Origin of the sequence: Pedobacter ginsengisoli (assembly GCF_030244015.1) — a bacterium.
GTDB classification, from domain to species: domain Bacteria; phylum Bacteroidota; class Bacteroidia; order Sphingobacteriales; family Sphingobacteriaceae; genus Pedobacter; species Pedobacter ginsengisoli.
This window is the reverse complement of sequence record NZ_JASSYX010000001.1, coordinates 787,402-805,769: the sequence shown is the minus strand read 5'-3', so window position 1 is coordinate 805,769 and position 18,368 is coordinate 787,402. Positions and strand designations below refer to the sequence as shown.

The window sequence follows — 18,368 nt, the reverse complement described above, 5'->3', positions numbered from 1 at the left end:
ATGAAGCAAAATGACCAAAATAAGCAGACGCAGTCACTAAGTGAAGTCCATCAAAGCGTGGATACCAGCAAGCGCACAGGATGGAAGCGGATACTTTCGTTTATCGGTCCGGCCTATCTGGTAAGTGTGGGCTACATGGATCCCGGCAACTGGGCTACGGATATAGCAGGAGGAAGTAAGTTTGGCTACCAGCTGATCTGGATCCTGCTGATGTCCAATCTCATTGCCCTGCTCCTGCAGTCACTGAGTGCGCGCCTTGGAATAGTACGGGGCCTGGATCTTGCACAGGCATCCCGAAACGGATATCCGCGCTGGGTAAACTTCCCATTGTTTATTTTGGCCCAAACCGCTATCGTTGCCTGTGATCTGGCAGAGGTCATCGGCATGGCCATAGGACTGAACCTGTTATTCGGGCTGCCCTTAATATGGGGGATCAGTATCACCATATTTGATACGGTATTGCTGCTTTTCCTGCTCAACAAGGGAATGCGTAAAATGGAAAGCTTTATTGTCTCTATGGTTTTTATTGTCGGAGTTTCTTTTTTAATTGAAATGTTTATCGTCGAACCCTCATTAAAAGAGATTGCCGCCGGATTCGAACCCTCTATATTATCCGGGGATGCTTTATATATTGCCATAGGGATCATCGGTGCCACTGTGATGCCGCATAACCTCTATCTCCACTCCTCTCTGGTGCAGACCAGGAAATTTGAAAGAGATGAGAAAGGCATCAAAGAAGCTATAAAATTTAATTTCATAGACACTGCAGTTGCACTTAACCTTGCTTTTTTTGTAAATGCAGCAATCCTGATCCTTGCGGCCACTGCCTTTTTTAAGAATGGACTGTATGAAGTCGCAGAAATACAGGATGCCCACCAACTGCTTCAGAATATATTTGGAAGCGTTGCACCCGCACTATTCGCTATTGCCCTCATCGCCGCAGGACAAAGTTCGACGGTAACAGGAACCCTGGCAGGCCAGATTGTAATGGAAGGTCACATTAAACTGCGTATCCAACCCTGGCTCCGCCGTCTCATTACCCGTCTGCTCGCCATTATTCCTGCATTTTTTACAATCTTATATTTTGGTAACGAAGCGCTTGGCGGCCTGTTGATATTGAGCCAGGTCGTACTCAGCTTGCAGCTTGGCTTTGCTGTCATTCCTTTGATCCATTTTACATCCGATAAAAAGACCATGAAAGGCTTCGCGATAAAACCATGGGTTAAAATTCTGGCATGGATCAGTTCGCTGGTCATCGTTTCACTGAATGTAAAGCTGGTCATTGAAGAGATCAGCAGCTGGGGAACCAGCGGGGGCTGGTACGTATACTTCATCATTGTTCCGCTTGCTATAATGATCGGCTTGTTACTCCTGTTTATTTTCCTTTATCCGCTCATCAACTCCCGAAAAAGAGAAGTCAATGCAGCCCCGCATGGCAACGCACTCGATATCCGGGAAATCGAAAAAATCAATTATACCCGTATTGGCATTACGGTTGATTTCTCCAAAAACGACCGGAACACCATCAGACATGCCCTGATCCAGGGAGGCAAAAACGCCCGCTATTACCTGATCCACGTGGTAGAGACTGCAGTAGCCCGTTATCATGGCGATTCTGCACTCGACTATGAAACCCAGAGTGATGCAGAGAACCTGGAAAAATACCGGATCAATCTCAAAGAGCTTGGTTACGAATCCACCGTTCACATCGGTTACGGCGGGACCGTCAAAGCAATTGTGGACATTACAGAGGAAAACAAACTCGAACTGCTGGTTATGGGCGCACATGGACACAAAGGGTTAAAGGACCTGATACTTGGAACCACTGTCAATTCTGTACGTCACAAAGTAGCTATTCCTGTACTTATTGTAAGATAAAATTGAGATATTAGCCGATTCTTATGAAAAACGATATCCAGATAAAAAATAAAAGGGCCTTTTTTGACTATCACATTGTTGAAAATTTCATTGCCGGCATTGCTTTACTGGGCACCGAAATAAAAGCCATCAGACAAGGGAAAGCAAATATGTCTGATGCATTTTGTATGTTCATCGGTAATATTCTTTATGTTAGAAACCTTCATATCTCCGAATACAGCAACAGTTCTTTTTTCCATCATGACATCAAGCGCGACCGGGTTTTGCTGTTGAAAAAAAAGGAACTCAAAAAACTAAAAGCAAAAAGCGAAGAGAAAGGTTATACAATTGTGCCGCTTCGGATTTTTACAAACGAACGGGGGTTTGCCAAGATAGAGATCGCACTGGCCCAGGGCAAGAAGGAATTTGACAAAAGAGACAGCATCAAAGACCGCGAATCCAAAAGAGAAATGGACCGGGCGATGAAGGTATAAAAATCCGGATCACTAAGCTACCATGCCTGATCACCCACCAGAGGCACAAACCTAAAGGTATCGAGTTCTATCCGTTCAAAATCTGTTTCACTGGCACGGATCACAGTAATCATCTTTTGTGAATGCTCATCACCAACAGGAATCACGAGAATACCGCCGATTTTTAATTGCTTTAACAGCACCTCAGGCACAAAAGGCGCTCCCGCAGTCACAATAATCTTGTCATATGGCGCATGCGCTGCAATGCCTTTCGAACCATCACCAAAAAAGAAATGTGCGTTGTAACCCATTCCCGGCAATACCTTTATCGTATGTCTGTAAATACTTTCCTGTCTTTCGATGGTATACACATTGGCACCCAGTTCCATCAATATGCAGGTCTGATAACCAGATCCGGTGCCAATTTCTAAAACTTTATCGCCCTTTTTGATGTGCAGCAGTTCGCTTTGATAAGCAACAGTATAAGGCTGCGAAATGGTCTGCCCGTCACCTATCGGAAAGGCGATATCTTTATAGGCCTGGTTCCAGAACGTTTCATCAAAAAAGAAATGACGGGGCACTTTTCCGATTGCTTTAAGCACATTTTTATCGGTAATCCCCCTGGCCGCCAAATGTACCACCAGTTTCTTTCTCGCGCCCTGTTCCCTGTAATTGTCAACAAACTTATATGCCATACTACCCCAAAAATAGCTTTTTGAATCTTAATATGCCCAACAAACTGCTGACATTAAATAATAAAGCTGCTAACGAACACAGAATCAATTGCAATAAATTAATAAGGATCCACATCTACCTGCAGGACCACACTCCTGAAATCCTTTTCTGTCTGAAAATCCAGCATGACCTCCTTTAACACCGATTTTACCTTTACAATAGAAGTGTTCTTATCACTTTTAATAATGACCTGTTTGATGTAGTAATTCCTGATACGCGATACCAGTGGCTGTTCCGGCCCCAGCACACGGCTACCGAGTTGCACCCTCAGCATTGTTGCAAACCGTTGTGCGGCAACATTTAATACATCCGGATCTTTATGCTTGATGTTGATAAAAATCAACCGCGTGAAAGGTGGGTAATGAAACTGCTTACGCTCGGCCAGTTCCTCGTTGTACATCTCCAGATATTTGTTTTCTATGACCTGGTTAATGATCCTGTGGTTGTCATCATAAGCCTGTATGATCACTTTGCCCTGCTTGTCCCGTCGGCCAGCCCGGCCGGCTACCTGCGCAAGGAGCTGATAGCTCCTTTCAAATGCCCTGAAATCGGGATAGTTCAGCAGGGTATCAGCATTGATCACACCAATCAGCGTTACATTGTCAAAATCAAGGCCTTTGGCCACCATCTGCGTGCCGATGAGAATGTCTGTCTTTTTATCCTGGAACTCGGAAATGATCTGCTGCAGCCCATTTTTAGTTCTGGTACTGTCAACATCCAGCCTGGCGATTACCGCATCAGGAAAGATCAGCTTCAGTTCCTCCTCTACCCTTTCTGTTCCAAATCCCTTTTGCTCTATGTGCACTGAGCCGCATGCCGGACAAATGTTGATGCTGCTCTGATGGTATCCGCAATAATGACAATGGAGCTTACCGCTTGTCTTATGATAGGTAAGGCTGACATCACAGTTCACACACTTAGGCGCATAGCCGCAGGTACCACAGATCAAAATTGTAGCATAACCTCTCCTGTTCTGAAACAGTATAACCTGTTCTTTGTTTTCCAGTGTCAGTGCGATCTCATCGACCAGCTTACCTGAAAAATAAGAAATCATTTTCTTTCTTTTTGTTTCCTCCGAGATGCTGATCACCTCCTGTATGGGCAGTGAAACTCCGCCAAACCGTTCATTTAAAGTCACCAGACCATACTTGCCACCGGTAGTCGCGTTAAAATAGCTTTCTATGGATGGGGTGGCAGATCCTAAAACTACCTTTGCCCCGTGCAGATGAGCAAGATAAATGGCGGCGTCCCTGGCCTGGTATCTTGGCGGAGGCTCCTGCTGCTTGTACGAAGACTCGTGTTCTTCATCAACTACGATCAGCCTAAGTTCTTTAAAAGGCAGGAATACTGCAGACCTGGCCCCAAGTACCACCCGGTATTGTCCCGTCAGAACCTTGTTCCAGATCTCTACGCGCTCATTATTGTTAAACTTACTGTGGTATACACCGATGGCATCTCCGAAATATCTTTGGATCCGCTCCACGATCTGCGTCGTCAGCGCGATCTCCGGCAACAGGAACAAAACCTGGCCGCCCTTCTCAATAGCCTGCTCGATCAGCTTAATATAGATCTGGGTCTTACCCGATGCCGTAACGCCGTGCAGTAATATGACATCTTTCTCTTTCAGCCTTTCTTCTATCTGACCTAGCGCTTCCTGCTGTCCCGGACTGAGTTCAAAATTGAGGATAAACTCATCGTTATTGTCCTGCAGCCTGCTAACAGGCTTTTTGGATACGGTAAATATTTCTTTATCTACAAGGGTTTTCAGCGCGGCAGCGCCACAGCCGCTCTCCTCCAGCAGTTGCTGTTTGGAAATTAAAGTTTGCTGCTTAGAAAGCTTTAAATAGGCTAAAAACGCATTGAGCTGCTTGGGCGCTCTTTCGAGGATCTCAAACAGTTCTTTCAGGTGCTCCTCTTCCTTATAAAAAGGATTCAATCCTATAAACGATTTCAACAGGGGTTTATATTTTTCAACTACTTCCTCAGCGATGTAAAGCATGCTTTTACCCAACAGAGAATTGATGACCGGATATACCCTTTTCTGGCCCAGTAATGCCGATACATCATCTATAGTAAGTCTTGGCCTGCTGCGCAGGGCATCCAGAATGGTTTGTTCCTTTTCAGTAAAAGTTTCTTCACCGGGATTTGCGTCTTCCCTCAGCACAACAATGGTCTCACTGGCCAGTTTCAATCCCGCCGGCAGAGCAGCGGACATGACGTCGCCTTCATTGCATAAATAATACGTGGTCATCCATTCCCACAGGGCCAGCTGCTCCTCTGTGATTACAGGATGTATGTCAACTACATCAATAATGTACTTTGCCTCGTACACTTCAGGGGCATGGGTGCTGATATTTTTAATCAGCGCGGTATAGATCTTATTTTTCCCAAACTGAACCACCACCCGTTTTCCTATTGCTACCTGGTCACTCAGATCAAAAGGTACACGATAGGTATAGTTTTTAGCCAGGGAAAGCGGCAATACCACTTCTATAAAGAGGGTTTCTCTTTCCTCGAAATCCACGGAATGAAAATCAAGCATCAGCTATTCCTTTAAGGCGGCTAAGAACATAGATAACCAGCCCAGTATTAACAAGAGGCCGCCTATAGGTGTAACCGGACCAATATAATCAACAAAGCCGGCATTCAGGAGACCCCGTGTGGCAAGCAGATATAAGGAACCTGAAAACAGCAGAATGCCGAATGTAAAGAACCAATAAGAAAGTTTGATCAGCTTATCCTCAATTTTGAACCTGGCCAGAAAAAGCAGGGCAAACACATGATAAAACTGATATTCAACTCCCTTCGCCCATATTTCAAGGTCTCCGGCATTCACTGTTTTTTTCAGTCCATGAGCCCCGAAAGCACCAAGCATCACAGCTACGGCTCCAAGTAAAGATGCAGTTATCAATATCCGTTTATTCATAGTAGACCAGCTTTTATGACAACAAAATTAACATTTTTTTACTGCTATATGTGAATGCTTATCCAGTTTTATCTAAGTTTGTAGATACATCAAATGAAAAGGATTCTCGTCTTAATTATTGTTTTGCTTACTGCCATTATCACAATGGCTTACCTCTATTTTACTGGCCTTAAAGCAGATAAAAAAAATAATGACAATGCGTTGTATGCTGCAGCGGCAGGCTCCGCCTTCATCTTTGCTTTTCAGAACGAGAAGAGTATTTTGGACATCCTCAGCAGCCAGAAACTGCTCAAAGAGATCATTGGAGACAAAAAATCTGAACAACTCCGGATCCTGCACCAGTACCTGCTCAATAAACCGGCGATCAACGCGTTTGCCGATAAACAAAATATTTATGTCAGCCTCTACCCTGGAGCAGGTCGCGATATCGATTTTCTCTACAGCACGCAGCTCAGTGCCAGATCCGGGCAGGTTCAGTTGATGAATGCATTAAAATCTGCAGGAATCAGTGCCAGCACGGATCAAGGCCTTAGCAAATTGATTTTGGACAGCACAGTCTTTTATTTTGCGCTCAAAGACAACCTGCTGCTGATTTCCAGTACTGTCAATCCTGTTCAGAAAGGATTGTCAGCAATACCGGGAAAGGATGGCAAATTTACGGAATACATTGAATCTACGAGCAAACTAAGCAAAACCAGTCTTGCAGAAATATATATCAATTATTCAAATCTGCCCAAACTCCTTCAGGCTGCTATGCCGGGAAACCTGAACGGAGAACTTTCCGTGCTGAACCATCAAAATGCTTTTGCATCGCTCGTATATAACTACAGCGCTAAAAAAATACTGTTCAACGGCAATACGCAGATCAATGATCCGGCAAGTTATTATCAGTTATTTGTGGGTTCCCCTGCTCAAAAGGTCACCATCAATACGATATTGCCTCAAAACACGGCCAATTATACAATCTATACCATAGCAGATTATAAAAATTGGAGAAAATCACTGATCAGTTGGTTTGGCTCAAAGAAAGAATCTGAAAAAATAAACAAGATAATTAACCACATCAATGCGAAGTATCACCTGGACCCTGAACAAACATTCCCCAAATACTTTAAAAATCAGTTCCTGACTTTTCAGCTCAGCACAACTGAAAAGATCGGCGCCCTTGAACTGACCAATGGCGATAAACTCAAACAGCTGCTTTTGGACCTCAGTTCAAATTACAGTGACGACATAAAGGCATTCTACGAGCCGGACCTGCTCTACAGTTACTTTGGCGAACCTTTTAAAAAATTCAGGAAACCATACTATACCATCATTGACAATTACATGGTATTCGCCAATAATGCAAGCACTGTACAATCATTTCTGAACAGCTATAAAGGCAACCAGTTACTGATCAACAACACCGACTATATCAATTCTGTTGGTCAGCTCCCAAATATATCAGGCATTACTTTTTTTATAAATTTCAAAAATTCTGCAGACCTGCTGCTGAAAAATGTATACTTGCCTTACTACAGACACATTACCGGCGAAAAGGGCCTTAGAGATTACAGTTCTTTCATTTACCAGCTGAGCGCCGAACAGGGAAAGTTCCAGACCAATATTCTGCTCAATAAAAAGGAAGAAGCGCTCAAACGTGATTCATTGGAGATTGATACTGACTCTTTAACAATCACCCCCTGACAAACAAATTAAAATCATTAGATTTAGTCATTTATGTATATGATGGCCAGAAAATGCTTAACAATTTGTTTTTTAATGCTCTGCTTCAATCAGCTTAGCGCCCAGCAGTTTGGTTTATTCAATACCAAGACCTTATTTGATGGTTTTGAGAACCCGGCGCAAAAGACATTTGTTCTGGATTCATCCAGGCAGTTTGCTTCAAACTTTCTATTGCCTTATTTTGGCGTCCATGCTGTAGTCAAAGGCAATGAGAATGTGCTGCGTACTTTGTTAAAAGAAGGCATCTATACAACAGCCGATGTTCCTCTGAACACCGGAAAAGTCAATAGCCTGTTTCAGCACACCAACATCTATTTATTAAACTTCAAGCTTTTCAAATCTTATAAATACCATAAGGAAATCGGCCTCTCCTGGCAGCTTCGGGCCGATGCACAGGTGGATTATACCAACGAGACTTTAGCAATCTTTGACAATTACCTGCGCTTCTACGATGAGAACAACAAGAACTTCAACAATGCATTTAATGACAAGGGCTATTCCCAGTCCTATCACCAGTTTAGTCTGAGTTATCGGGAAAACTACAACAAAAGGCTGGCATTTGGCGTCAAACTCAGCTTACTAAGCGGAATAAGCTACAATAAGATCAACATTACTAATTCTTTCCTTACCCTGGAATCAGGAAACGGACCTATGATCGTAGGTCTTAAAGGCTCCTATAGTTCTAATTTTCAAACCGGAAAGGAATTGGGAAAAAGTGCTGTCCCTTTCTTCAAAAACCCCGGTGCAGCCATTAGCCTGGGCACTTCATATACCGCAAAAAGCGGGATATTTATCATGGCCAACATCAAAGACCTTGGTTTGATCAGGTGGAGCAAAAGTTCTTACGCCAATAGTTTTGACAATACGGGTGATCCCCTGGTTTTGGATACCCTTGATAAAATTGGCTCAGCAGATATTCAAAATTCGATAATCGGAATTTTAACCGGCGGAAACAAAACTTCTGCCTTTTATTCTGCTACCAACGCAAAGGCCGACTTTATGATTTCTAAAACTTACGGATTTTACACACCGGGTTTGATTGTTTCAAAAAACATCTTCCACAAAGGAGGTGAAGTGGCCATGGTGAACAGATTTTATAACAGAAACTTCTCGGTCAATGTCGTACCGGCATATAACCTATATAACTTCCTGCAGGTAGGTGTGCAGGGAATGTATCAGACCCCCAATTTCGAAGTCTTTCTCGGATCTGACAACCTGTTTAAAACAACTTCTCTGCTGACAGGAAAGAATGATTCGAATAGTGGAGTCAGCAAATCATACAACAGTGCTTCCGTTTATCTGGGCGCAAGTATAAAATTTGGTTATGTAGTAGAACACCCGCAAAACAGCAGCTACATGCCGGGCGTTGGCGATGAGGAACAAAGCTTCTTCAAGCGAATGTTCAGTCTTTTCAAAAACGGGAAAAAGTAAATTATTTCTTTTTAGGACTGGTCAATACAAAGTCCTTCAGGTAAAAGGGCTCAAAATAAGCCACATCTTCAAATCTGCCTGCAGCAAATGCCACATCTGCCAGTTTGCTCATATTCGCGGCAGAATTGAAATTCAGGTCAGAAAATAACGCATTTTCATTCCTGAGCACATCAGCACACTTTGAGGCACCATCTCCGATAAAAACAAGCTGCCTTTCATGGAGCAGCGTTTTAAAGCTATCAGCATCAATTATTTTCGCAGCAGTAGGTGCGACTTCGGTCAGTTGCTGATCAAACACAGCAGTAAAGACCTCCATCCTCCGGGCATCTATCATCGGGCAGATCAATCCGGTGTATTCCCGGTTTAAAAACAAGTAACCAGCTGCCATCATTTGCAGCGTATCAATAGCAATTAGCGGCTTATCAAGTGCGTAACAAAGCCCTTTCGCAGTAGACACACCGATGCGCAAACCCGTATAAGAGCCTGGCCCCTTACTAACTGCAATTGCATCCAGGTCTGCAAACTGCAATCCTGACCGGGCCATCACGTCCTGGATAAATAAGGTCAGATTCCCTGCGTGAATATTGCTGGCCATCAGCTCTTTTAAAGCTATGGTATGACCATCTTTTGAGATTGCAGCAGAACAGACCTGTGTAGCGGTTTCGATTTGGAGTATAATAGCCATGATATAAAATAAATAGTCAGGGAACAGGATCGTGGCCATGCGCCCCCCAGGGATGGCACCTGCCGATACGTTTTAAAGTTAACCATCCTCCTTTAAACGGGCCATGTTTTTTTATGGCTTCTATGCCGTATTGAGAACAGGTGGGTGTAAACCTGCAGCTTGCACCAAGCAATGGGGACAGCAACCATTGATAAAGCTTGATCAGGCCCAGGAATATCCAGCCAATGAAAGTTTTAATGAGCCCCATCACCTGCCTCAATTCCTTTATGTCCGGTATCCAAAGCAGAAATCAGCCTCATAAAGACTGCTGCCAACTTCTTTTCAAAAAAAGAATATTCGTAGATCTTTTTACCCACAAACTGCACAGAGAGCAGCAGCAGCTCTTCCTGCCCGGAAAGAAAAGGATATAGCTGTATTTGTTTTTGAAGACGGTAAGCCTCGCGACAGCGTCTTTTTATCAGGTTACGGTCTACAGCACGTTTATATCTTTTCTTAGAGACATTAATGACCACTTGCGCAGGAAATTTAAATGGAGCATCTGCAAGCAGATAAGAAACCCGGAAAGGGTATAATAAAAAAGAAGAACCGTCTTTAAACAGCAAGTCGATCAACTTCCTGCTACATAACCGTTCTTCTTTATTAAATGTGTTCATCTTTGATCGCAAATTTGCAGACTGTCCTGATCTGCTAACACTTAAAGTGCTGCAATCAACGAATTATGCTTTGTGGCGGCCTTCGCTTGAAACCGTTAATCTTTTTCTTCCTTTTGCACGGCGTGAAGCTAATACCCTTCTACCGTTTGCTGTAGCCATTCTTTCGCGGAAGCCATGTTTATTTCTTCTCTTTCTTTGCGAAGGTTGGAATGTTCTTTTCATAACTGTATTATATCTTAGACTATTTTTTTAATTAAGAGGTGCAAATATAGTGTGATTTTTTTCTATTTGCAAATAGAATTCGTTTTTTCTACATACCCAGTGCTGCTTTCAATTTCACATACCCGGTTTTACTTACCGGCAACCAGATATCTGATTTTAAAAGCACAATATAACTATCCTTTTCTTTTAGCTCAATCCGCGTTACCTGGGCCAGATTGATGATATATGACCGGTGAATCCTGATGAACTGTGCGGGATCAAGTGTACGCTCAAAAAAACTCATGGTCTTATTTTTATGAAATATTCCTTCCGTCGTACTCAGTTTCACATAATCGTCATCTGCCTCCAGGTAGTGAATGTCCGCTACCGCAATGATCTTGATCACGCCGTTATTTTTTACCACCACCCTATTGTGCTGGGCCGGGCTCATTGCAGCTGAATCCAGTAATTCCTGAGTAGTCACCGCATCAGGACCGCTGAGTTTGGATGCAATTTTCTGCACCGCCTGGTCAAACCGGTTTTTTTCTATCGGCTTCAGCAAATAATCTATTGCGTTTACTTCAAAAGCCTTTATGGCATATTCATCAAAGGCTGTAGTAAATATCACGGCCGGTGGATTCTCCACGAGTTCCAGCATTTCAAAGCCATTGATCTTTGGCATCTGTATGTCCAGAAAAATAAAGTCAGGCTGGTGCTGTGTAATTGACTTTATACCTTCAAAACCGTCACTGCATTCCGCTACAACCTCTATATCAGGGAAATCATTTAAATAATGCTTTACAATGTCCCTGGCCAGGGATTCATCATCAATTAATATCGTCCTTATCATTTCCTTGTATAGTTTGGGGTATTTTCAGCGTTGTTCTAAACAAATTTTCCTCAATGGCCTGCGCCTGTAACAGGCTTTCGTCCGCAAATAACAAATATAATCTTCTTTTAATGGCAGACAAGCCAAATCCAGTGCCACCAGCAGCTTTCATCTCCGGATCATATGGGTTCTGTATACAGATTTTCAATACATTGCTTTCTACTGTTACCCGGATAGTGATGGTAATTGCGGCAGAGGTATTGTACAATCCAAATTTAATGGCGTTCTCTACTATTGGCTGAAGGAGTGTACCGGGTAAACACATCTTCATACTTTCCTCAGCTATAGCTGCGTCTATGTTCAATCTGTGGCTAAACCTTACCTTTTCAATATCCAGATAAAGCTGTATATACTCCATTTCTTCTTCCACAGTAACCCATACCTCATCATCTCTTTTTAGTGTTCCCCTAAGAAAAGCAGCCAGCTTAGTGATCATGGTACCTGCTTCCTTAGGATTTACAATCGTAAGCGCATAAACCGAGTTTAAACTATTGAACAAAAAATGCGGTTGCAACTGATGCCGCAGTTTATTAAGTTCAGCTTCTTTAGATAAATTTTGGGCGGCCAGGAGACGGTCCTGAGTTGCAGACTGCTCTTCAAGCCTGTACCATAATATATTGGCCAGCGCACACCAGCCTAAAAAAACAAACAGTATAATAAACCGTACCAATAAGGACAGATTTAAAAAATTCATATAGGTCTTGTCCCCGGCGAACAGCAGGTGGAGCACGAACTTGCTGATGAAAGTAATGATGAGCGCGAGCATCACCGTGAGTACCAGTATAAATAGTATGGTCTCGTTCTTGGGCTGATAATAGCCCAACAGATTGCTCAGACAAATACAACCTGCGGCCAGCAGACCACTGGTGATCACACTATCCGCTACAGAAACCGGAATACTGAAATTCAATGAATAATAATACAAAAATACAAACACACCTACCCATACCAGCAGTATCACTGAGGCAATCCTTTGGATTTTAGGAATAGATAAGGGTCGTGTTGTCAAAAGTTTTTATTTATGGGATCTCAATAGTTTCATTTTCATACTGAATGTGTTGCTGCAAAAATGATTTACGCTGTTCAATCGCATCTAAAAAAGCAGGTACATCATCGGGTTCATGCAATATAGAAGTTACCTCAGCACCATCCTCGGGCATCTGAATCTCATGGAGATCTGCAATACAGATGAACTTCCAGCTCACCACTTCACCCTTACAGTTCTTAAAAGGAGGCTGAAAGCCCTCAGCCTGTTCTTCTGCTTTTTTGAGTGCATCGTTGACGTTAGCCGCTTGCATCAGCCGCAGCTGCTCATCAAACTGGGCGTTATAATTTCCTGCTCCGCTAACGATCTGATAAATATATTTTACTAAGAACCATTTCATAACATAGGGTTTAAAAATTTCTAATGTCTACACCTCCAAACAAAGCGACGCCTTTGATTACCAATATCTTGCGCTCAGCATCGGCTACCGGACTAACCGCCCTTTTATCATCCATACCACCAAAAATGGCTGTTATTTCCGATTTTATTTCCCAGCTCGGCGGAATAATGATCTTCATACCACCGAAAATCGCTACAACATCCAGCGTAACCGTACCCTGAAAATCCGCCTGGGTCAGGTTGATATCTGAGCCTCCGAATATTGCAATCACATCTCCTCCCTTGAAGTTTTTAGAATATACATTCTGATGACTGCCACCAAATACATTTACTGAATCCAGCACATCGTTATCTTCCTTGTCCGTATACTTATAGCCTGTATCGTCAGCATTTGGAGAGGTATCTCCACCAAACTTCGCTTTCCATTTACCACGCCACCTGTGGTGGGTATTTTTAGGTTTAAAAATTACAAACAACCCCAGAACGATGAATCCTATTGCAAAATAAAATTTCGAAAAATCACTGTTTGTTATATCCTCCAGTGTAAAAAAACCACCGATCAGCACCATGATCAGCCAGCCGCCACCATTAAAATTGCGTTTGTAACCGACCAGCAAACCAATCACAATCAACAAGGTATGCCAGCTGATCACCCATCCCGGGATATATATCCCCACATTTCTCAGGAAAAACACCAATCCCACCCCCAAAATAATCAGCCCGCTCCAAATCCTGCTGGTATTGTTATGTTTATTTTTACAATTTTCCATTTTGTGTTATTTCTAAATCATTGTCATGCAGCAAAACACTACACCGAATTGCATAGTCAAATGTATACAGATTCCATTCTTCCATCAACCCGGATAGCCCATGTGTAAGAAAAAGGTCGGCAAACCACATCTTTTTATCGGTAAAAAAGAAGAAAAAAAAACATCCGGACAATCTCTGTCCGGATGTTTTCTAAATTAATTTAGACGCTATATTTAAAAATGAATACTATTTTGTTTTTAGCAAATCCCTGATCTCAGTCAGCAGAGCCTCTTCTTTAGACGGCCCGGCCGGAGCCGCAGGTTCTGCCTCCTGCTTACGTTTCATAGCGTTGATACCTTTTACCAGCATAAATACAGCCAGAGCCAACAAAAGGAAGTTGATCGCTACGGTTATAAAGTTACCATAAGCAAAAATCACTGCATCCTGTACCTTTCTTGCTTCCTCCAAACCCTTTCCGGCTTCAACACTGCCTTTTAACACCACGTACATATTGCTGAAGTCAACGGATCCCACTACTGCTGAGATCAGCGGCATAATCAGATCTTTAACTACACTGTCAATGATCTTACCAAATGCACCTCCGATGATCACACCAACAGCAAGGTCCATCACACTTCCTTTAATGGCAAATTCTTTAAATTCTTTTACAAAGCCCATACTTAATCATAGTTTAGTTTCAATTAAAATTATATAAAAAAATATGAATTTCAAACAAATTGTTCCCCTGAACAAAGAAACCATTAGTTTCATCTTAGCTAACCCCCACTTTTACAATGCCATAAATTAAAACCGCTCCTGAATTAACGTTGAGGATCAAAACCTGCATATATTTGCACTATATAAAAACAGTGTATAAAAAACAATCACAATTGGCTAACATTAAGGTTTTGCAGAAATTTCAACTATATAAAGAATAAAATCTCAGGGGAATACCACCCGGGACACCTGGATTTCTAAATTCCATAATATCAGCTAATTAAAACTAACTGATGATAATGGAACTAATGAAAACCAACAAATTGCAATCCGTTTCAAAAATAATTAACGATATACTAAAAAATGACGGTATTCTCTGTTTCGGTGAACAGTCGTTAACCTTCAGCAACAATAATGTTTTTCAAAGAACGCCGTTCATTCAAAACAAAGTACACTATCATTTACTTGTGATTAGTGACGCTGAAATTGAAGACATTCTGCAGCTCGAAACTAAAATCAACAGTCAGCTTGATCATTCCAGTTCTATAAGTTTATTTATTCACACCGAAACTGAAATCATTCGTGCTTTAGCCTGCAATAGCAGATTCTTTCATAAAATATTTCAGCAAGCAGATCAAATGTATCTGCAATCGCATTATAAAATACAGTTTGGCGATATGGCAGTGACTGAACCTGCAGATGCATTGATGATTTGGCAGGAACACTACAACAAAGCCGTTATGTTTCTGGAATCCGCAGGTAACCTGCTCGGAATAGATGACAATTCCGCTTCTCTGTACCTGATCATCGAATGCCTTGAGCATGCCTGCGCCGGCTTGCTTCAGTCCTGTCTGGACTATCAGCCCAAACACACTGACTTAACTTATGTTCTGCCGGTCTGCAATATTTTGTCAAGTCAGCTCGAAAGCATTTTCCCCCGTAAAACGCCTGTAGACGAAAGTCACTTTCAACTGCTTTCTAAGAGCAAACGCTTGACCGGAAAAGGGACTGTCATGCCTGAGGATTCCTTTACCGTCTTCTTTTTACACCAACAATGTGTTGAATGGATAAAAGCGGCAAGGCAAGTTGTCGAACAGGCAAGACATGCCGGCCATATGTAACGGTCGTATGCGTGAGACAAAGGTAAGGTACAGTTGCACAATAGTCCACGTATAGTCCACCTATAGCCCACCTATAGTCCACGTTTTATCAAAAAAACACGGACTATATATGAGATATTTATATATTGTACATGAACTGATGTGCAGCTGTACCGGAACTGTACGAAACCAAATAGAATGTGCACCTGCTCCTGCTTAAACCGGACACATTTTCTTATTGAACTGCAGGCAATCGCCAGAATGTATTTCCGTTATTACCACTTATACATACAAAATATGTATTTTTGAGACGGGTACATAAAATGCCTGCGAGCTTCCTTATGCTGAAACAACATTTACAACAAAAGTTACTTCAAAAATTATCACCACAGCAAATACAATTCATCAAATTGCTGCAGGTGCCAACCGTTGCATTAGATACCCGGATCAAAGAAGAGCTGGAGGAAAATCCTGCGCTTGAAGACCCGAGTTTAATGATAGCTGAGGAACCCAGAAGTGAGTACGACGACCTGAATGATACACCGGAAGACTACGATGCGGGATCAAAGGAAGAAAGCACGGATGAGTTTAATGTTGATGACTATTTACAAGATGACAGTGTAAATGACTACAGCACATCATACAACAACAATGACGATGACGAGGAGAAAAAGGAAACCCCAATAGCTATTGAAAGTACTTTTTTCGAAAGTTTACAGGAACAGCTGGACCTGGTGCCGCTTTCAGATGCCGATTTTATAATAGGAAAACAAATCATCGGCAGTCTGGACGATGATGGCTATTTACGCCGTCCGATCACATCAATGATCGATGATCTGGCATTTTCTCAGAATGTAATGGTTGAGGAAGAAGATGTACTGGAAATGCTTAAGGTGATACAAAGTTTTGATCCTCCGGGAATCGCCGCAAGAGATTTGCAGGAATGCCTTACATTGCAGTTAAAACGCAAAGACCCTGGCAATCCGATCATTCAGAAGGCCATAGAAATAGTTGCGAATTATCTGGATGAGTTTACACGAAAGCATTATGACAAGCTAGAAAAGAGTCTGGGTCTTAACAGTGAAGACCTGAAAGAGATCATCGCTGAGATTTTGCGGCTAAACCCTAAGCCCGGCGATTCAAATCAGGTTACCACCAAACAATTACAGATCATTCCCGACTTTCATGTATCTAATAATGATGGTGTATTGATACTGACTTTAAATTCCAAAAATGCTCCTGAACTAAGGGTCAGCCGTTCATACATCGACATGTTTGATCATTATGACAAGACCGCTCAAAAAGATAAAAAAATGAAGGAGGCTGTCCAGTTTGTTAAGCAAAAGCTCGACTCGGCAAAGTGGTTCATTGATGCCATAAAGCAAAGACAGCAAACGCTGCTTAAAACCATGAATGCCATCATGCAATATCAGTATGAATACCTGCTTACAGGAGATGAACGCAAAATGCGTCCTATGATCCTCAAGGACATTGCCGATAAAATTGACATGGATATATCTACGGTGTCGCGTGTAGCGAATTCTAAATACGTACAAACAGAGTTTGGAACATTTCTGTTGAAGTCCTTCTTTTCTGAAGCCATCCAGACTGAAAGCGGAGAAGAAGTGTCTAACAAGGAAGTAAAAAAGATACTGGAAGACTGTATAGGCAATGAAGACAAGCGTAAACCCCTTGCTGATGAAAAGCTTACTGAAATCCTGAAAGAACGCGGATACAACATTGCAAGACGGACTGTAGCCAAATACAGGGAACAAATGAATATTCCGGTAGCCAGGTTAAGAAAAGAGCTGTAGTTCCATCACCACATTCTGGTTGTACTCCATACTTCATAAAAATTGTTCAGCTGCAAACCGAGCACAATCTCATGACTTCCGTTGCTTACTGTATTCAGCTCCGAGGTTACAAAATCATAAGAATAGGTAAGGTTGATCAGCTTACTGATATTTACTCCGGCCATTGCAGAGAAAGAGTCGTTCCTGCGGTAACTACCTCCTACCCAAAATCTGTCCTTGAAAGCAAACTTTAAATTGGCGTCGAATGATAAGGGCGCAGGACTAACGTGTTTAAACATTACGGACGGCGTGGCCGCGATCTCGTCAGACACAAAAAAACGGTATCCGGCAGTCATAAACCAATGGGGCACATTCTTACCGGTGTTATATTGAGGATCAGTTGTAAACTTTAGTTTCTGAGGAAGGATCTGCTGAACTGATGTCCCTGCAAAAAAATTCGCTCCGTAAAGCCAGACCCCTAAACTCAAATCAGGTTTTACCTGGCTCACAATGGTGTTTTGAATAGAAGGATCATTCGGGTTGTCTGTTCCGAAGTCGAGTGCGTTCAGATCCAGTCCTATGCGGGATATTCCTGCCGCTACGCCCACTGACAAATTCAGCTGACTGGCCATTTGCAGATGATAGGCATAGGTTAGATTGGCATCTACTCTGGAAAGCGGCCCAACATCATCGACTACGGCTGTAACGCCCATTCCATGGTGCGCAGGGGAAGCGGTGTAATTTTGCATATAATTCCGGCTCATGGGATCATCTCCGTGATCCGGCAATGAAAGCGGGTTTCTCCATAAATAATCGTCACCAAATTTCCAGTTGGCAGAAATAAAAGAGGTTTGAGGGGCATCTTTGATCCCTGTCCATTGTTTTCTATATCCAATTTTTACATCGGTATAATTCTCCATCCCGCTCAGTGCCGGGTTCAACAGATAGTTATTAAATATATACTGGGTATACTGTGGCCTTTGCTGGGCTTTTGTTGATAAGCCTGGTATTAAAAGCGCCAAAGTTAGATAGACAAGTGTTTTCAC

General features: G+C 42.4%; 19 protein-coding genes. 6 read left to right on the top strand and 13 right to left on the bottom strand.

All coding sequences use genetic code 11. The features are described 5' to 3' along the window. A complete protein-coding gene (locus QEP08_RS03560) occupies nucleotides 1-1,878 on the top strand; it encodes an Nramp family divalent metal transporter (protein WP_285055865.1) in 1,878 nt (625 codons plus the stop codon). Nucleotides 1,879-1,901: 23 nt separating this feature from the next. Beyond that, nucleotides 1,902-2,351 carry an SsrA-binding protein SmpB gene (gene smpB, locus QEP08_RS03555; protein WP_285055864.1) on the top strand — a complete coding sequence of 150 codons (450 nt, stop codon included), beginning with the start codon at nucleotides 1,902-1,904 and terminating at the stop codon, nucleotides 2,349-2,351. A 17-nt stretch (nucleotides 2,352-2,368) separates the two neighbouring features. Here smpB and QEP08_RS03550 read toward each other — a convergent pair whose 3' ends face one another. From QEP08_RS03550 to QEP08_RS03540, 3 genes are all read right to left on the bottom strand, one after another. Further along, complete coding sequence (locus tag QEP08_RS03550) at nucleotides 2,369-3,025, bottom strand: protein-L-isoaspartate(D-aspartate) O-methyltransferase (RefSeq protein ID WP_285055861.1); 657 nt, start codon at nucleotides 3,023-3,025, stop codon at nucleotides 2,369-2,371. Nucleotides 3,026-3,123: 98 nt separating this feature from the next. Beyond that, nucleotides 3,124-5,607, bottom strand: coding sequence for a replication restart helicase PriA (gene priA, locus QEP08_RS03545; protein ID WP_285055859.1), 2,484 nt, complete (start codon nucleotides 5,605-5,607; stop codon nucleotides 3,124-3,126). A 3-nt stretch (nucleotides 5,608-5,610) separates the two neighbouring features. Further along, nucleotides 5,611-5,991, bottom strand: a complete 381-nt coding sequence (locus QEP08_RS03540; RefSeq protein WP_285055857.1) for a DUF423 domain-containing protein — start codon at nucleotides 5,989-5,991, stop codon at nucleotides 5,611-5,613. Nucleotides 5,992-6,084: 93 nt separating this feature from the next. On the opposite strand from QEP08_RS03540, the gene QEP08_RS03535 reads away from it, so the two are divergent. After that, nucleotides 6,085-7,680, top strand: a complete 1,596-nt coding sequence (locus tag QEP08_RS03535) for a hypothetical protein (RefSeq protein WP_285055854.1) — start codon at nucleotides 6,085-6,087, stop codon at nucleotides 7,678-7,680. Nucleotides 7,681-7,755: 75 nt separating this feature from the next. Next, complete coding sequence (locus QEP08_RS03530; RefSeq protein ID WP_285055852.1) at nucleotides 7,756-9,150, top strand: DUF5723 family protein; 1,395 nt, start codon at nucleotides 7,756-7,758, stop codon at nucleotides 9,148-9,150. A 1-nt stretch (nucleotide 9,151) separates the two neighbouring features. On the opposite strand, the gene tsaB is transcribed toward QEP08_RS03530, so the two are convergent. The 9 genes from tsaB to mscL form a co-directional block, all read right to left on the bottom strand. After that, entirely contained in the window at nucleotides 9,152-9,835 is a 684-nt protein-coding gene (tsaB, locus tag QEP08_RS03525) for a tRNA (adenosine(37)-N6)-threonylcarbamoyltransferase complex dimerization subunit type 1 TsaB (protein WP_285055850.1), read from the bottom strand. 16 nt (nucleotides 9,836-9,851) lie between these two features. Then, nucleotides 9,852-10,082, bottom strand: a complete 231-nt coding sequence (gene yidD / locus QEP08_RS03520; protein WP_285055848.1) for a membrane protein insertion efficiency factor YidD — start codon at nucleotides 10,080-10,082, stop codon at nucleotides 9,852-9,854. Then, nucleotides 10,069-10,488, bottom strand: coding sequence for a ribonuclease P protein component (locus QEP08_RS03515; RefSeq protein WP_285055846.1), 420 nt, complete (start codon nucleotides 10,486-10,488; stop codon nucleotides 10,069-10,071). Before QEP08_RS03515 ends, yidD begins: the two co-directional genes overlap by 14 nt. A 63-nt stretch (nucleotides 10,489-10,551) precedes the next feature. After that, nucleotides 10,552-10,710, bottom strand: a complete 159-nt coding sequence (gene rpmH, locus QEP08_RS03510) for a 50S ribosomal protein L34 (RefSeq protein ID WP_015807371.1) — start codon at nucleotides 10,708-10,710, stop codon at nucleotides 10,552-10,554. 88 nt (nucleotides 10,711-10,798) lie between these two features. Beyond that, nucleotides 10,799-11,539 (bottom strand): LytR/AlgR family response regulator transcription factor, encoded by a 741-nt coding sequence (locus QEP08_RS03505; RefSeq protein ID WP_285055813.1) that lies wholly within the window; start codon nucleotides 11,537-11,539, stop codon nucleotides 10,799-10,801. Then, nucleotides 11,517-12,587 carry a sensor histidine kinase gene (locus QEP08_RS03500; protein ID WP_285055811.1) on the bottom strand — a complete coding sequence of 357 codons (1,071 nt, stop codon included), beginning with the start codon at nucleotides 12,585-12,587 and terminating at the stop codon, nucleotides 11,517-11,519. The genes QEP08_RS03505 and QEP08_RS03500 overlap by 23 nt, the downstream gene beginning before the upstream one ends. A gap of 10 nt (nucleotides 12,588-12,597) precedes the next feature. After that, the gene (locus QEP08_RS03495) at nucleotides 12,598-12,963 is read right to left on the bottom strand and encodes a DUF4288 domain-containing protein (protein ID WP_285055808.1); all 366 of its coding nucleotides are present in this window, start codon (nucleotides 12,961-12,963) and stop codon (nucleotides 12,598-12,600) included. A 10-nt stretch (nucleotides 12,964-12,973) separates the two neighbouring features. Continuing rightward, the gene (locus tag QEP08_RS03490) at nucleotides 12,974-13,732 is read right to left on the bottom strand and encodes a LiaF transmembrane domain-containing protein (RefSeq protein WP_285055805.1); all 759 of its coding nucleotides are present in this window, start codon (nucleotides 13,730-13,732) and stop codon (nucleotides 12,974-12,976) included. Between the two features lie 226 nt (nucleotides 13,733-13,958). Continuing rightward, the gene (gene mscL, locus QEP08_RS03485) at nucleotides 13,959-14,390 is read right to left on the bottom strand and encodes a large conductance mechanosensitive channel protein MscL (protein ID WP_285055804.1); all 432 of its coding nucleotides are present in this window, start codon (nucleotides 14,388-14,390) and stop codon (nucleotides 13,959-13,961) included. Nucleotides 14,391-14,728: 338 nt separating this feature from the next. Between mscL and QEP08_RS03480 the strand changes: the two genes are divergently transcribed. Then, complete coding sequence (locus QEP08_RS03480) at nucleotides 14,729-15,550, top strand: hypothetical protein (protein ID WP_285055801.1); 822 nt, start codon at nucleotides 14,729-14,731, stop codon at nucleotides 15,548-15,550. A gap of 320 nt (nucleotides 15,551-15,870) precedes the next feature. Then, nucleotides 15,871-17,343 carry an RNA polymerase factor sigma-54 gene (gene rpoN / locus QEP08_RS03475; RefSeq protein ID WP_285056905.1) on the top strand — a complete coding sequence of 491 codons (1,473 nt, stop codon included), beginning with the start codon at nucleotides 15,871-15,873 and terminating at the stop codon, nucleotides 17,341-17,343. Between the two features lie 5 nt (nucleotides 17,344-17,348). On the opposite strand, the gene QEP08_RS03470 is transcribed toward rpoN, so the two are convergent. Beyond that, nucleotides 17,349-18,368, bottom strand: a complete 1,020-nt coding sequence (locus tag QEP08_RS03470; RefSeq protein WP_285055798.1) for a PorP/SprF family type IX secretion system membrane protein — start codon at nucleotides 18,366-18,368, stop codon at nucleotides 17,349-17,351.